The organism is Myxococcus sp. XM-1-1-1 (assembly GCF_020037095.1).
Taxonomy (GTDB): Bacteria; Myxococcota; Myxococcia; order Myxococcales; family Myxococcaceae; genus Myxococcus; species Myxococcus fulvus.
The window spans coordinates 291,250-308,041 of the sequence record NZ_JAIQDH010000010.1; the positions used below are offsets into that span (position 1 = coordinate 291,250).

Sequence of the window (16,792 nt, forward strand, 5' to 3'; positions counted from 1 at the left end):
CCGAGCGCGCTCCGTGAGCCGCACGGTGCTGATGTTCGGAGTGGAGAGCCTCCTCGGCAGCCACCTGGTGGCGGACGCGTTGTTGTCGCCCCGGGAGCCGGGAGAGCTCGTCCATTGTGGGGTGTCGAGCCCGCCGCTCCAGGGAGCCCGCACGGGGCCCCTGGAGGCCATCCGTCACGCCGCGAGACACCTCGCGCCGACGATGTCGGAGGGCGTCCGCGAGGAGCTGCTGGCCACGCGCCTGCGCTGGGTCGTTCCAGGGGCGTGGGACGCACCGGTGGACGAGCTGTGGTGTCTGTCGTCGGCGGCCCTGGAGATGTTGCCGCGCTCGCGCATCGGCGAGCTGAACCTGGTGAGCCAACCCTCCGTGTCGACGGAGGAGCTGGAGCGTCAGCTCGCAGGGCCGTGCGGGGCACGGGACATCCCCTGGCGGCTGTTCCGCCCGGGGCTCCTGCTGGGCGTGCCCTCCGAGGAAGGCACGGGCTGGAGTGAAGGGCTGCTGCCGCTGCTCTCGGCCCTGCACACGCTGAAGCACGAGGTCGAGGAGCGTGCCCCCGGGTACTTCGAACACCACGCGCTGCGGGTACGCGCCCCCATCGACGCGCAACCGAGCGTCCTGCCGGTCCACCACGCCGTGAAGCTGTCGCGCGGACTGGCGAGCCGTCCCGACACCCGAGGCCGAGTCCTCGACCTCGTCGCGCCCGTGCCCCTTCCCTTCGCGGAGCTCTGCGAGCACCTGGGCCTGGAGTATGGGCTGAGCCTGCTCGCCGTCGGTCCGCATGAATCCCTGGCGCCCGTGGACCGGCTGTTCCAGCTGCGGCTCCGGGACTTCGAGCGACACCTGCACGTGTCACCACCTCGGGGCTCCGAGGAGCTCTACGCCTTCGCGGGCGTGGAGCCGCGAGCGCTGACGATGGAGCCCAGGGCCTGGCGCTCGATGTTCCGCGCCGTGAGGAAGGCCCAGGACATGGCCCACGCGGAGCGGCGGCGGAGGGTCGACACGGTCTGGTCCTCGCTGCGACGCTCGACAGTGGCCGTCGGTGGCGACTCGGAGCTGACGTGCCTCTCCGGAGGCATGGGGGAGCCCCCGGTGGTCATCCTCAATGCGCTGGGACAGGGCCTGCGCTACTGGGCGCGGCTGTTGGAGTGTCTGCTCTCCAAGGGACGCCGCGTCCTGCTCTGGGAGCCACGGGAAGCGACGCGCCCTCTGCTCCTCGAGGACCAGGTGAAGGACCTGGAGGCGGTGCTCAACGCGGAGGGTGTCTCCCGCTGCCACCTGGTGGGCTGGTGCACCGGCGCCTCGGTGGCGGTGGAGTTCAGCCTCCGGCACCCGAACGCCGTCGTCTCGTCGGTGTTCCTCAATCCGTCGTTCAAGTGCGACGGCGGCCCGAAGGAGCTGGACACCGACTACGAGGAGACGCTGGAGCCGCTGTTCCGGATGCTCGACCGGCGCCCTGCGATGGTGTCCTCGGTGATGAACTCCCTGCGGACCCGCGCGAGCGCGCACCCGCCCGACTCCACCGAGGTCCTCACCCGGATGAACCGGGACCTCGAGACGGAGGTGCTGGCGCCGTTCCGGACGGAGGCGTCGACGCTCGACTACGCCCGGCAGCTCATCGACTTCTGGGCCTATGACGTCCGGGCCCGGGCCCGGGAGGTCCGCGCGCCCGTGCTGCTGTTGGGAGGTGAGCTGGACCGGGTGGCCTCGTCCGCGGCGGCCTGTGAAGTGGCTCGGCGCTTTGCCGACGGACGCTACCTGGAGGTCCACGCCGGGACGCACTACTGCCTCTATGACCGGCCCGCGCTCGTGGCCGAGGTGATGGAGCGGTTCTTCGAGGACCCGCGCCAGGTGGATGGCCTGTCCGGAGAAGTGGAGCGCGTGACATGAGCCAGCGCGTCGGCGAGCGCATCGCCAACCTCTCGCCCGAGAAACGCGCCCTGCTGGAGCGTCGCCTGCTCAGGCCCACCGTCGCGCCGGACCGCATCCCGAGGCGCCCCGGGGACTCCGGCCCACCCCCGCTGTCCTTCGCGCAGCAGCGGCTGTGGTTCCTGGAGCAGTTGGAGCCGGGCAATCCGTTCTACAACCTGCCGCTCGCCACGCGCTTCCGGGGCCTGCTCTGGCCCTCCAGGTTGGAGGAGGCGCTGAACGAGGTGGTGCGCCGTCACGAGGTGCTCCGGACCACGTTCGTCCTCCAGGACGGGGAGCCGACCCAGCGCGTGGCGGCGCACCGCGCGCTCACGTTGCCGGTGGTCGACCTGAGCGAGCTTCCCCCCGAGCAGCGAGAAGCGGAGGCCGCGCGACGCACCGCCATCGAGGCCCACCGCCCCTTCCGCCTCACCGAGGAGCCACCGCTGCGCGCCACCCTCTTCCGACTGGCCGAGGACGACCACGTGCTGGTGCTGGGCATGCACCACATCGTCTCGGATGGCTGGTCGATGGGCGTGCTCGCGCGCGAGGTCTCCGCGCTGTATGCCGCGTTCAGCGCCGGCCAGCCATCACCGCTCCCGGAGCTTCCCATCCAGTACGCGGACTTCGCGGTGTGGCAGCGCGACTGGCTGCGCGGCGACGTGCTGCGACGGCACCTCTCCTACTGGAAGCAGCGGCTGGCGGGGATGCCCACCCTGCTGGACCTGCCCACGGACCGGCCGCGCCCTCCGGTGCAGGTGTTCCGAGGCGCCACGTACACCTTCCCGATTCAAGCCTCCACGGTGGAGGGGCTTCGCGCCGTGGGCCGCGAGCTCAACGCCACGCTCTTCATGACGCTGCTGGCGGCGGTGGATGTGCTGCTCCAGCGCTACAGCCGACAGACGGACGTGGTGGTGGGCGCGCCCATCGCCAATCGGACCCGGGTGGAGACGGAGGGGTTGATCGGCTTCTTCGTCAACACGCTGGTCCTGCGCGCGGACCTGTCGGGGGACCCGACCTTCCGTGAGCTGGTGGCCCGCGTACGGGACGTGACGCTGGAGGCCTTCGCGCATCAGGAGCTCCCCTTCGACCGCCTGGTGGAGGAGCTCCAGCCCGAGCGCAACCTGTCCCACAACCCGCTCTTCCAGGTGATGTTCATCCTGCAGAACGCGCAGGCGAACCTGGAGGCGAGCACCCGCTTCGCCGCGCCGCAGTTCAGCGCCGGGACGTCGAAGTTCGACCTCACCGTGTGCGCCATGGAGACGACGGACGGCGGGCTGCTCATGGCCCTGGAGTACAACACCAGCCTGTTCGACGCGCCCACCCTGGTGAGCCTCGCGGAGAACCTCCAGGCCCTCCTGGCGAGCGCGGCGTCCCATCCGGAGCGGCGCATCTCGCGGCTCTCGATGAGCCCGCATGGCGAAGCACACGACGTCCCGCGCGACGAAGGCGACGCGCCGGACTTCGAGCTGCTCCATCAGCTCTGTGAGCGACAGGCGAGGCTCCGCCCGGAGGCGCTCGCGCTGGAGTCACCTGGTCGCACGCTGACGTATGGCCAGCTCAATGCACGGTCGAACCAGCTGGCGCGACGCCTGCGTGCGCTGGGCGTTGGCCCGGAGGTCCCCGTGAGCGTGTGCATGGAGCGCTCACCAGACCTGGTCGTCGTCGTGCTGGCCCTCTGGAAGGCCGGGGGTGTCTACGTCCCGCTGGACCCGGCGCATCCCCAGGACCGCATGGCGTATGTGCTGGAGGACTCGGGAGCGCGGCTCCTCGTGACGGAGGAGGCGCTGTGCGAGCGGTTGCCTCCCTTCCCGGGAACACGGCTCACGGTGGACACGCTCTGGGGCGCGCTGGAGGAGGAGGACCCGAGCGACCTGCGTCCCCAGGCCACACCGGACAACCTGGCGTATGTCATCTACACCTCCGGCTCCACGGGGCGCCCCAAGGGCGTGGCGGTGGCCCACCGCACCGTGTGCAACGCGGCCGAGGCCGAGCAGCGCCTCTTCGATCTGCCGCCCTCGGCCCGCATCCTCCAGTTCTCCGCGTGGACCTTCGATGTCTCGCTGTTCGAGCTGCTGATGGCGCTGCGCTCGGGTGGGACGCTCTATCTGGCGCCGACGAAGGCGCTGCTGCCTGGAGCCCCGCTGCTGGAGCTGCTGAAGGAGCAGCGCATCCACGCCGTCACGCTGCCCCCTTCCTCGCTGGCCGCGCTGCCCTGGGCGGAGCTTCCCGAGCTGCGGATGATGGTGGTGGGCGGAGAGGCCTGTCCCCTGGAGCTGGTGACGCGCTGGGGGCGCGGACGGCGACTGTTCAACGTCTACGGTCCCACCGAGGGCTCCATCTGGAGCACCTGCGCGCTGTGCCCCGAGGACCTCCAGGTCACGCCGCCCATCGGCAGGTCACTGCCTGGCGTCCGCACGTATGTCCTGGACGCGAACCTGGAGCCCGTCCCGTTCGGCGTCCCGGGTGAGCTGTACCTGGGGGGCGCGTGTGTCTCGCGCGGCTATCACCGACGGCCGGACCTCACCGGGGAGCGCTTCCTGCCGGCCCCCTTCTCCACCGAGCCCGGCGCGCGCATGTACCGCACCGGCGACGTGGTGCGCCGTCAGCGCGAGGGCGACCTGTGCTTCGTGGGACGCGCGGACGAGATGGTGAAGGTCCGCGGCTACCGGATTGAGCCCGCGGAGGTCGAAGCGGCCCTGTTGAGCCGACCCGAGGTGCAGGCCGCCGCGGTGGTGGCCGAGCGCGCCGGCACCGATGGCGCGCGCCTGCTCGCATATGTCGTCCCCAAGGAGGGGCAGACGGTCGACCCGGCGAACCTGCGGGGAGCGCTCCGGCGAGCGCTGCCGGAGTACATGGTCCCCGCCGCGTTCATTCCGCTGGAGTCACTGCCCAGGACCTCGCACGGGAAGCTGGACCGCCGTGCGCTTCCCGCCGTGAGTCGGGATGCGCTCGCCCGGGCACGCGCGGAGCCGGTTGCGCCCCGCACCACCACCGAGGCCCTGGTGGCGCGCGTGTGGGGCGAGGTCCTGGAGCTTCAGCGCGTCGGCGTGCTCGATGACTTCTTCGACCTGGGCGGCCACTCGTTGCTGGCCACCCGCATCGTGTCCCGGCTGTCCGCCGCGGCCGGGGTGGAGCTCCCGCTGCGCACCCTCTTCGAGCGGCCCACGGTGGCCGCGCTGGCGCAGGCGCTCGACACCTCGCGAGACAGCGGCGCGAAGTCCACCGAGCCGGCCCTCCTGCCGCTCGACAGGCAGGCACGACGCATCCCCATCCCCGTCGTCGGAAAGGACGCGCCCACCTCGGGGGTGTGAGCACCCACGAGCCGCGTGACGCCCACCATGGCCTCATCACCCGCGGTCCCGGAGCTTCGCGAGGCCTTCGTCTTCCCCGCCTCATACGCCCAGCGCCGCCTGTGGTTCCTCCACCAGTTCGAGTCCGCGAGCCCCGTCTACAACATCCCCTCGCCCCTCCGACTGGGCTTCGCGCTGAACGTGGAGGCCCTGCGCAAGAGCCTCGACGAGCTGGTGCGCAGGCACGAATCGCTGCGGACCACCTTCACGGCCGTCGACGGCGAGCCCATGCAGGTCGTGGCGCCCTCGCGACAGGTGACGCTGGACATCACCGACCTGCGCTCGATGCCCGCCGCGCAGCGCGAGTCGGAAGCGCAACGCCTGGCGGCGCTCGATGCCCTGCGCCCGTTCTCCCTCGCCGAGGGTCCGCTGCTGCGCGTCTCGTTGGTGACGCTGGCGGAGGCAGACCACGTGCTGCTCGTGACGATGCACCACATCGTCTCGGACGGCTGGTCCATGGGCGTCTTCCTGCGGGAGCTGGGGGCGCTCTACAACGCGTTCAGCGCGGGCTGGCCCTCGCCCCTGCCGGAGCCGCGGCTCCAGTATGCGGACTACTCCCATTGGCAGCGGGAGCTGCTCCGCGGCGACGTCTACACCCGGCACCTCGAGTATTGGAGGACGCAGCTCGCGGGGGCGCCGCCTCGGCTGGAGCTTCCGACGGACAGGGTGCGTCCGTTGATGCAGGCCCACCGCGGCGCGGGGCACCTGGTGACGCTGGACGCCGACCTGCATGAGAGGCTCCGGGCCCTGGGGCAGCGCGTCGGGGCCACGCCGTTCATGGTGATGCTCGCGGCCTTCGATGTCCTCCTGTACCGCGCCACCGGACAGGAGGACCTGGTCGTCGGCACGCCCATCGCCAATCGGGGACGACCCGAGCTGGAGGGGTTGATCGGCTTCTTCGTCAACACGCTGGTGCTGCGGACCCAGCTCTCGGGCGCGCTCGGCTTCCAGGACGTCCTGGCGCGCGTCCGCGAGGTGACGCTGGGCGCCTACGCCCACCAGGACATTCCCTTCGAGAAGCTGGTCGAGGAGCTGCAACCCGAGCGCAACCTGGGCAGCAACCCGCTGTTCCAGGTGATGTTCTCGTTCCAGAGCGCGGAGCGTCCCCAGGGCAGCGCATCTCCCGGTGGACCGGAAGCACCTCGGGTACCGACCACGACCTCCAAGTTCGACCTGACGCTGTCGGTGGCGGAGGCGCCGCGCGGTGGAGCATTCGCGCTGTTCGAGTACGACACGGAGCTGTTCGAGCCGGAGACCGTGACGCGGATGGGCTCGCACTTCCTCGCCCTGCTCCACGCCATCGTCCTTGCGCCGGCGCAACCCATCTCGAGGCTTCCACTCCTGGGCGACGAGGAGCGGCGGCGGCTGTTGGTGGAGTGGAACGACACCACCGTGTCCCGGGAGGAGCCGGGATTCCTCCACCGCGTCATCGTGGCGCAGGCCGCGCGGACACCGGAGGCGGTGGCGCTCATGGCCGGGCTGGAGCGGGTGACGTACCGGGAGCTCGTGTCCCGCGCGAACCAGCTCGCGCGCTTCCTCGGGCGTCACGGCGTGGGGCCGGAGGTCCGGGTGGGCGTGTGCATGGAGCGTTCGCCGGAGCTGCTCGTCGCGCTGCTGGGCATCCTGCAGGCAGGTGGCGCGTATGTGCCGCTGGACCCGGAGTATCCCTCGGAACGACTGGCCTTCATGCTGGAGGACTCCGCGCCCGCGGTGCTCATCACCCAGGCGAGCCTCGCGTCGACGCTGCCCGGGACGCGTGCCCGCGTGCTCCGCCTGGACACGGAGTGGGAGGAGGTGGCTCGCGAGCAGGACAGCGACCCGGCGCTTCCCGTGCACCCCGCGCAGCTCGCGTATGTCATCTACACCTCCGGCTCCACCGGGCGTCCCAAGGGCGCGATGAACTCCCATGCGGGCATCGCCAACCGCCTGGCCTGGATGCGCCAGACGTACCGGTTGGATGGGCGCGACAGGATGCTCCACAAGACGCCGACCAGCTTCGACGTGTCGATCACCGAGCTGTTCTGGCCGCTGATGACGGGCGCCACCGTGGTCATCGCGAAGCCCGGAGGACACCGCGACCCGGGTTACCTCATCGACCTGATGGCCGCTGAACGGGTGACCGCCGCGCACTTCGTCCCGTCGATGCTGCGCGTCCTGCTGGAGCACCGGGGTGTCGAGCGCTGCGAAACCCTGCGGCAGGTCATCATCAGCGGAGAGGCCGTCACGCCCGACCTGGAGGCGCGCTTCCACGCACGCTTCCGGGCGGAGCTGCACAACCTCTACGGCCCCACCGAAGCGGCGGTGGAGGTGTCCGCGTGGACGTGTCCTGCGACTGGCAGTGGTGGTCGGGTGCCCATCGGCAAGCCCATCCACAACACCCGGTTGTTCATCCTGGACGCGACGCTGGAGCCTGTTCCTGTCGGTCTCCCGGGGGAGCTGTTCATCGGCGGCATCGGCGTGGGACGCGGCTACCTCGGGCGCCCCGAGCTTACCGCGGAGCGCTTCATCCCGGACCCGTTCAGCACCGAGCCCGGACAGCGGCTATATCGCACCGGTGACCGCGCGCGCTTCCGGGCGGATGGGAACATCGACTTCCTCGGGCGACTGGATGACCAGGAGAAGATTCGAGGGTTCCGCATCGAGCTGGGCGAGGTGGAGGCGGCGCTGCGCTCGCATCCTCGCGTGCGCCACGCGGTGGTGATGGCTCGCGAGGTGACGCCGGGCGACAAGCGGCTGGTGGCCTATGTGGTGAGCGGCCCCGGGGAGGACCTGCCCGGCGCGCTGCGACGCCACCTGTCGCGCACCTTGCCCGAGCACATGGTGCCCACCGCCTTCGTGGCGCTGGAGGCCTTGCCCCTGCTGCCCAACGGCAAGCTGGACCGGCGCGCGCTGCCGCTCCCTGGAGAGCTCGATACGGCGACGAGGACGGCCTATGTGGCGCCGCGTGGCGCGGTGGAGGAGAAGCTGGCGCACGTGTTCGCCGAGCTGCTCGGCCGCGCGCGCGTCGGGGTCCACGACAACTTCTTCGAGCTGGGGGGACACTCCCTCCTGGCGACGCGCGTGGTGTCGCGCATCCATGACGCCTACGGGGTGGAGGTGCCGCTGCGCCGGCTCTTCGAGACGCCCACCGTGGAGGCGCTCGCGAAGGTGGTGGCGGAACAGGGGGCGACGCCGGTGGCCTCGGCCATTCCCAAGCTGGAGCGGGACACGGAGCTGGCGGACGTCGCCCACCTCTCGGACGCGGAGGTGTCGGCGATGTTGGAGGAGCTGGCCGCGCGCGGGGAGCTGGCGAAATGAGCGCTCCCGCCCTCGCCCAGCTCTCGCCGGATGAGCGCAGAGCCCTGTTGGCGCGGACCCTGCGGGACAAGGGCACGCGCCCCGAGCCTCCGCTCTCCTATGCACAGGCGCGGCTGTGGTTCCTGGACCGTTTCCAGCCTGGGAACCCGACGTACAATCTTCCGGCGGTGACCCGGCTGACGGGGCCCATCGACCTGGCGGTGTTGCAACGCTGTCTCAATGCGCTCGTGCAGCGCCATGAATCCCTGCGCACCCTCTTCGCCCTGGTGCGCGGCGAGCCGGTGCAGCGGGTCCTGCCTGCGCTGGAGCTGAAGCTGTCCGCGGTGCGCCCTTCTGGCGAGGACGAGGCCACGCGCGCGGTGGAGGCGCAGCGACTGGCGATGGAGGAGTGTCGGCGACCGTTCGACCTGGAGCGCGGGCCGCTGCTCCGGATGACGCTCTACTCGTCGAGCGACACCGAGCACCTGCTCGTGCTGGTGCTGCATCACATCATCGCGGATGGCTGGTCGATGCGGGTGTTGTTCGACGAGCTGGCGCGGCTGTACGAGGCCTTCTCGGCGGGACGTCCCTCGCCGCTCCCGGCGCTGCCGCTCCAGTACGTGGACTTCGCGGCGTGGCAGCGGAAGACGCTGCGCGGAGAGGTGCTGGAGGGGCACCTGGCGTACTGGCGGAAGCAGCTCGCGTCGGTGCCCAGTCTGTTGGCGCTGCCCACCCATGGGCCACGTCCCCGGGTGGTGGGTCAGCGGGGTGGTCATCACGTCTTCTCGCTCGAGCCCGCGCTGATGGAGCGGTTGGGGGTTTTGGGTCGGAGGGAGGGGGCGACGAGCTTCATGTTGCTGCTGTCCGCCTTCGCCACCCTCCTCCATCGGCTCAGTGGTGAGACGGACGTGTGCATCGGCACGCCCATCGCGAACCGGATGCGTCCGGAGCTGGAGGGACTGGTCGGCTTCTTCGCCAACACGCTGGTGCTGCGCGCCGACCTCTCGGGGACGCCGAGCTTCCGGCAGCTCCTGGGGCGGGTCCGGGAGATGACGCTGGGGGCGTTCGCGCATCAGGACCTGCCCTTCGAGAAGCTCGTCGAGGAGCTCCGCCCCGAGCGCAACCTGGGTCACAACCCGTTGTTCCAGGTGATGTTCGTCCTGCAGAACACGGGGCCTCGTGATGCGAGCCGGGCACCGGCATCCGACACGCCGCCGTTGTATTCGAGCGGCACGGCCAAGTTCGACCTGACCCTCTGCGTGACGGAGGCGGAGGCCGGGGCTCACGCGTTCTTCGAGTACAACCTGGACCTGTTCGAGGGCGAGATGATCGCCCGCCTCGCGAGCTGCTTCCACGCGCTGCTGTGGGGCATCGCGGAGGAACCGGACCGGACGACGGCGTCGTTGCCGCTGCTGGACGCCGAGGCGCGGCGACGAGTCGAGGCAGCGCAGCCGTTGCCGGAGGTGCCGGTCCGGTCGAGCGTCGAACGTGTTCACGAGCAGGTGTCCGCGAGAGCGATGAGCCACCCGGAGGCCGTCGCGGTCCAGACCGGTGAGGACGCGCTGAGCTACGGCGAGCTGGTCCACCGCGCGGACCTGGTGGCCCGAGCGCTGCGGACACAGGGAGTCTCGCCGGGAATGTTGGTGGGGCTCTTCGTGGAGCCATCGCCGGAGCTGGTGGTGGCCCATCTCGGTGTGCTGTGCGCAGGAGGAGCGTTCATCCCGCTCGACACGAGCGAGCCCGCGTCTCGACTGGCCGCCACCGTGGAGGCGCTGCGCCCGTCGCACATCCTCTGCCAGCAACATCAGGCCACACGGCTGCAGGGGCTCCCTGGACGGCACATCCTCCTGGAGCATTGCCTGAGCGCTGATGCGCCCCCCACCGGTGACATGGCACCTCTCGCGGCTGGGACGCGCTCCGCTGGATTCGCACCAGCGAAAGAAGACGAGCCCATCCCTACGATTCGCGACGGGTTCGCTCGCGCCCTGCCACGTCCAGGCCCCGCGGCCCCACCGCTGGGTGCTGGCTCTCTTGAAGCGACAACGCTCGATGGGCTTGCCTGCGTCCTGCCTCGTCCAGGTCCCGAGGGCCGGCCGCTGGGCGTGGTGATGAGCCACGCGGCCCTCGCGGCGGCATGTCGACTGCCTGACCTGAGGCTGAGCCCCGACGATTGCCTCTCCTTCCCCGAAGGGACGTGGGACGAAGCCGCGCCCTTCTTCCTGTTGGGCGCGCTCGCCGCCGGTGCCCGGCTCGCGCCTCTGTCAGGCGGGCGAAGCCTGACTCCGCGCAAGCTGGCCATGCATCTGCGCGAGCACTCGGTCTCCGTCATCGCGTTGACCACGCCCATGCTCGTGAAGCTGGGCCGTGAGTTCCCCTGGTCCCTCCGCTCCCTTCGACTCATGTTGTGGACCGGCGGCCCCGACGAGGAGGCCCTGCTGACGAGCTCGCTTCCTCCCGACGTCCTCAGTCGCGTCCTCCACGTGTACGGCTGGACAGAAGTCGGCGGAATCGCCGCGCTCCGTCCCGTGGCAGCGCCCTCTCCTTCCGAGCGCCCCGTCACCCGAATCGGTACACCCGTGGCGGGCACCACCCTGCACCTGCTCGACGAAGCCCTGTCCCCCGTTCCCTCGGGCTTCGTCGGGGACCTGTACGTCTCGGGTGAGCATCTCGCCTCTGGATATCTCTCCTCACCCGAGCGCACCTTCCCCCGCGACAACCTGGTGCGAACGGGAGACCTCGCGCGTCGCTTGCCCGACGGAGGGCTCGAGTGGGTGGGTCGACGTGATGGGCGACACCTGCATCGCGGAACACGCCTCGAACTGGGCGAAGTCGAACAGGCCCTGCGTGCGCATCCCCAGGTGACGGAAGCCACGGTCGTCATCCGGCCGGGCTCGCAGTTGGTGGCCGCCGTGGTCGCCCCGTCCTCCGAACGCGAAGCCCTCCGACAACACCTCGAGGACCGACTCCCCGACTCCGCCCTGCCCGACTCCTTCCTCTTCCTGGACGCACTTCCACGTGCCCCCACAGAGGAGCACGCACGCCGAGCCCTGCTGACCGAGCTCGAACGTCGAGACACCGCCGGTGCCTCGGCAGCGCCCTACTCGGCACCGCGTGACCCCGTGGAGGAAACCCTCGCCCGCATCTGGGCCCAGGCCTTCAGCCTGGAGCGCGTGGGCATCCACGATGACTTCTTCCGCCTGGGTGGACACTCCCTGCTCGCGACCCAGGTCGTGGCGCGCGCATGCGATGCGTTCGGCGTGGACCTGCCCCTGCGTCAGCTCTTCGAGGCGCCCACCATCGCGCAGCTCGCGCGAACCATCGAGCGACTCGGCCACGACTCCGGCCGTCCTCCCCCCATCCGCCCCGCGCCCAGGGACCGCCCGCTCCCGCTCTCCTTCGCGCAGCAGCGCCTCTGGTTCCTCGACCAGTTCGAACCCAACAGCGCCTTCTACAACATCCCCACCTCCTTCCGGATTCGGGCCCCCCTCGACGTGGCCGCGCTCCAGGGGAGCCTGAACGCCCTCGTGCTCCGGCACGAGTCGCTCCGCACCACGTTCACCGTGATGGACCAACAACCGGTCCAGGTCATCGCGCCCCCAGGCAGTGTCGCCCTGCCAGTCGTCGACCTGCGCGCCTGGCCCGAGGCCACGCGAGAACACGAGGCCCAACGACTCGCCGCCCTCGAAGCGCAGCATCCCTTCGACCTCTCACGCGGCCCGCTGCTGCGCGCCCGGCTCCTGCACCTCGCGGACAACGACTACGTCCTGCTCCTCACCGTGCACCACATCGTGGCCGATGCCTGGTCGGCCGACGTGCTCTTCCGTGAGCTGAGCGTCCTCTACGAAGCGGGCCGGACGGGCACACCCGCATCGCTGCCTCCGCTGGAGCTCCAGTACGCGGACTTCGCGGCCTGGCAGCGACAGTGGCTGACGGGCTCCGTGCTCGAACGTCAGCTCGCCTATTGGAAGGAGCACCTGCGCGGCGCGCCGCCCGTGGTGTCGCTGCCCACGGACAGGGCGCGTCCTCCGGTCCAGGTCTTCCGAGGCGGCCTCCATCCCTTCACCCTGCCCTCCACGGCCCTGCTGCGCTTCTGCCAGGCCGAGGGCTGCACGTTGTTCATGGGGCTGCTCGCGGCGTTCAACCTGCTGCTCCACCGCTACTCGGGGCAGGACGACCTGGTGGTCGGCTCCCCCATCGCGAACCGGGTGCGTCCCGAGCTGGAGGGGATGATCGGCTTCTTCGCCAACACGCTCCCCATGCGAACCCGCGTCACCGGCGAGGAGAGCTTCCGGCAACTGCTCGCACGCGTCCGCGAGGTGTCGCTCGGCGCCTACGCGCACCAGCACCTGCCCTTCGAGAAGCTGGTCGAGGAGCTGAACCCCGGACGCAACCTCGCGTACAACCCGCTGTTCCAGGTGATGCTCGCCCTGCAGAACACGGGGCGACCCTTGTCCGCGGAGGGCGCGAGACTGGCCTCCGGTGCCCCCGCGATGGGCACGGGCACCGCCAAGTTCGACCTCATCCTGTTCGTCGCGGAGACCTCGGAGTCCCTCCAGGCGAGCCTCGAGTACAACTCGGACCTGTTCGACCCGGAGACCATCGCCGGGATGGCGTCCCACCTGCGCAACCTCCTCGCCTCCGCGCTCGCCACACCGGACCTCCCCGTCGCGCGGCTCTCCATGCTGGACCCGGCGGAACAGGCCGCGCTGGCGCGCTGGAATCCGCCCCGTACGCCCGCGCCGGACCTGTGCGTGCACGAGCTGTTCGCGCGGCAGGCCGAGCGCACCCCGGACCTGCGAGCCGTCCTCCTCGGCCCCCGCGCCCTGACCTACCGCGAGCTCGATGAACGCTCGGAGGCCCTGGCCACACGCCTGCGTGGACTCGGCGCCGGGCCTGGGGTCGTCGTCGGAATCTGCCTGGAGCGCTCGCTGGAGATGGTGGTGGCGGTGCTCGCCGTCCTGCGCTCCGGGGCCGCGTACCTGCCCCTGGACCCCGGGTTCCCGAAGGAGCGACTCGCCTTCATGCTCACCGACGCGAAGGTGCCCGTGGTGCTCACCCACCGGGGCACACGCGAGCGGCTCCCCGTCGACCTCGCCCGGCTCATCGACTGCGACGAAGAGGACACCGCCCCGCTCCGCCCCATCGCGCCACGGGCACCACCGTCACCGGACTCGCTGGCGTACGTCATCTTCACCTCCGGCTCCACGGGCACCCCCAAGGGCGTGGCGATGCCGCACCGTCCGCTGGTCAATCTGCTCCACTGGCAGATGGCCCGCTCCCAGCTCCCCCTTGGCGCGAGGACATTGCAGTTCGCGTCCTTGAGCTTCGACGTGTCCTTCCAGGAGCTGTTCTCCACGTGGTGCGCGGGCGGCACGCTGGTCCTCGTCACGGAGGAGCAGCGCAGGGACCCGGAGGTGCTGTGGCGCCTGCTCGCGACCGAGGACATCCACCGCGTCTTCCTCCCCTACGTCGCGCTCCAGCAGCTCGCGGACCGGGCCCGGGAGCTGGGTGGCACCCCCGCCAGCCTGCGCGAGGTCATCACCGCGGGCGAGCAGCTCCAGATCACTCCGTCCATCGCCCACCTGTTCTCGCGCCTCCAGGCCACGCTGCACAACCAATACGGTCCATCGGAGACCCACGTGGTGAGCGAGCTGACGCTGGAAGGGCCTCCCGCGTCGTGGCCCGCGCTCCCCGCCATCGGACGCCCCATCCCCAACGCCACGCTCCACGTGCTGGACCGCTGGGGACAACAGGTCCCCGTGGGAGTCCCAGGTGAGCTGCACCTCGGCGGGATGATGCTCGCGCGCGGCTACCTGGGCCGCCCCGTCGCGACGGCGGAGAAGTTCATCCCCGGCCCGCCCGACCCATCCCGGCCCGGCGAGCGCCTGTACCGCACAGGCGACCGAGCACGCTATCTGCGCGACGGCACCGTCCAGTTCCTGGGGCGCGTGGACGAGCAGGTGAAGATTCGCGGCTATCGGGTCGAGCCCGGCGAGGTCGAGGCACGGCTGCGGCAACACCCGGCGGTGAAGGAGGCCGCGGTGACGACCCGGCCCGATGGAGAAGGACGCCCCAGGCTGGTGGCTTTCTTCCAGACGGTGGACGCCCGCGACCTCGCCGCAAGCGAGCTGCGCGCCTGGCTCGGAGCCTCGCTGCCCGAGCACATGGTGCCGTCTGCGTTCGTGCGGATGGACGCCCTGCCTCTCACGCCCACCGGCAAACTCAACCGGCGCGCCCTGCCCGACTCCGACGAGGTCCTGCCCGCGAGCGCGGACCGCTTCGTCGCGCCGAGGACGCCCGTGGAGGAAGCCCTGGCGAAGCTCTGGACGGAGCTGCTGCGAGTCGCGCGCGTGGGCGTCCACGACGACTTCTTCGAGCTGGGAGGCCACTCGCTGCTCGCGACCCGACTGGTGTCCCGCATCCGCGGTGAGCTGGGGACGGAGCTGCCCCTGCGACGCGTGTTCGAGGCGCCCACCGTCGAGCGGCTCGCGGTGGTCATCGTCCAGACCCGTGCGGATGCAGCGAGTGAGGACGAGGTGGCCCTGCTGCTCGCGGAGCTGGAGGCGCTCCCCGCCGAGGAGGCCCAACGACAGTGGGCGGCGCTCCAGGAGGAAGGCCCATGAGCCACGCCCGGAACGAGGAGACGCCGATGGACGCCATCGACGTGCGTCGGATGCTGCCCCGCCTGCTGGAGCATCCCTCGCGCGAGGTCATCACCTTCGAGAAGGGCAAGGTCGTCCGCCGAAGCCACGCGCAGGTGCACGAGGACGTCGTGACGACGAGGGCCGCGCTGGAGCGCTGGGGCATCCGCCCAGGCATGCGCGTGGGCCTCCGGGCACCGAACTGCTACGAGTGGCTGGTCCACGACCTGGCGCTGCTCGAGCTTCGCGCCGTCACCGTCGCGTTCCCCGACGACTTCGCCGCGAGACCTCCCGACGAGCTGCTCGAGCGCTACCAGCTCTCCTTGCTCCTGGTCCCTGGAAGGCAACGGGAGGGACACACGAACGCCGCCCTCGCCGCGCTCGATGGCCCCAACGACGGCGTGCGCGCCATCGAGCGAGGCACCGAGCCACCCCCGGAGGGCTTCGACCAGCCCTGGCTCGTCTTCTCGTCGGGCTCCTCGGGGTGGCTGAAGGGGCTCGTCCTCAACCGCCGGGGGGTCGAGGAGAGCCTGGACGCCTTCGTCCGCGCGGCGAGGACCCGCTCCGATGACTCGATGCTGTTGTTCCTGCCCATCTCCAACTTCCAGCAGCGGCTGATGTACTACGCGGCGTTCTGGTACGGGTTCGACCTCATCGTCACGGAGCCCGTCCACCTGTTCCGCGCGATGAAGGAGCTGCGGCCCACCGCGCTGGTGGCCCCGCCCACGCTCTACGAAGCGATCGAGACCCGCTTCGGCAACCTGCCCCGCTCGAAGCAGCTGCTGGCCCGGGTCCTCGGAGGAATCGCCCGGCGTCTGCCCTCCCGGTCCGCGCGCGACGCCCTGGCCCGGAGGATCTTCCGCGAGGTCCACGAGACGCTCGGTGGACGCATGCGCTTCATGGTGACGGGGATGGCCCCCACCAAGCGCTCCACGCTGGAGCTGCTCGAGCTGATGCGCCTGCCCGTCTTCGAGACCTACGGCGTCACCGAGTGCGGCTCGGTCTCCCTCAACACCGCCGAGGCCCACCGGCTGGGGAGCGTGGGCCGGCTGCTCCCGGGTCCCAAGGTGGAGCTGGCGCCGGATGGGGAGATCATCGTCCACCGCGAGCACATGTACGCGACCGGCTACTTCGAGTGCGCGGACGGAGAGAACGAGAAGACCTTCATCGGCGGCAACCGCGTGGCCACGGGTGACGTGGGGCGCTTCGACGCGGAGGGCTACCTGTACCTGGTGGGCCGCAAGAAGGAGATCATCATCACCTCGGGCGGGGAGAAGGTGCATCCGGAGCTGGTGGAGGCGGAGATCGACCGCTGCCCGGAGGTGGCCAAGTCCGTGGTGTTCGGCGGCGGCACCCTGACGTGCCTGGTCGCGGTGGTGCTCCCCAAGAACCCCGACGACGTGGAGGCGAAGCGCCGCATCGAGCGCCACGTGGAGGAAGTGGGAGGACAGCGGCAGTCGCTGCGCGTGGGGCGCGTGGTGTTCGCGCAGGAGGCCTTCACGCGGGAGAACGGGCTTCTGCGCCCGAATCTGAAGTTGGACCGCAAGCGCATCGGCGACGTCTTCCAGACCCAGCTCGACCGCGCCGCGAGCTGAGCACCCCGCAGGACTTCGAGG

Annotated in this window: 5 protein-coding genes; all 5 read left to right on the forward strand. The window is 70.7% G+C overall.

Annotated features, from left to right (window positions below):
* Nucleotides 1-13 precede the first annotated feature (13 nt).
* The 5 genes from K8640_RS43170 to K8640_RS21565 are packed head-to-tail and all read left to right on the forward strand — an operon-like array spanning nt 14 to nt 16,771.
* Nucleotides 14-1,888, forward strand: a complete 1,875-nt coding sequence (locus K8640_RS43170) for an alpha/beta fold hydrolase (RefSeq protein ID WP_223748739.1) — start codon at nt 14-16, stop codon at nt 1,886-1,888.
* The gene (locus K8640_RS21550) at nt 1,885-5,220 is read left to right on the forward strand and encodes a non-ribosomal peptide synthetase (protein ID WP_223748740.1); all 3,336 of its coding nucleotides are present in this window, start codon (nt 1,885-1,887) and stop codon (nt 5,218-5,220) included. The genes K8640_RS43170 and K8640_RS21550 overlap by 4 nt, the downstream gene beginning before the upstream one ends.
* Before the next feature lie 27 nt (nt 5,221-5,247).
* A complete protein-coding gene (locus tag K8640_RS21555) occupies nt 5,248-8,556 on the forward strand; it encodes a non-ribosomal peptide synthetase (protein WP_223748741.1) in 3,309 nt (1,102 codons plus the stop codon).
* Nucleotides 8,553-15,158 carry a non-ribosomal peptide synthetase gene (locus K8640_RS21560; protein WP_223748742.1) on the forward strand — a complete coding sequence of 2,202 codons (6,606 nt, stop codon included), beginning with the start codon at nt 8,553-8,555 and terminating at the stop codon, nt 15,156-15,158. The genes K8640_RS21555 and K8640_RS21560 overlap by 4 nt, the downstream gene beginning before the upstream one ends.
* Entirely contained in the window at nt 15,155-16,771 is a 1,617-nt protein-coding gene (locus K8640_RS21565) for an AMP-binding protein (RefSeq protein WP_223748743.1), read from the forward strand. The genes K8640_RS21560 and K8640_RS21565 overlap by 4 nt, the downstream gene beginning before the upstream one ends.
* Nucleotides 16,772-16,792: the final 21 nt, after the last annotated feature.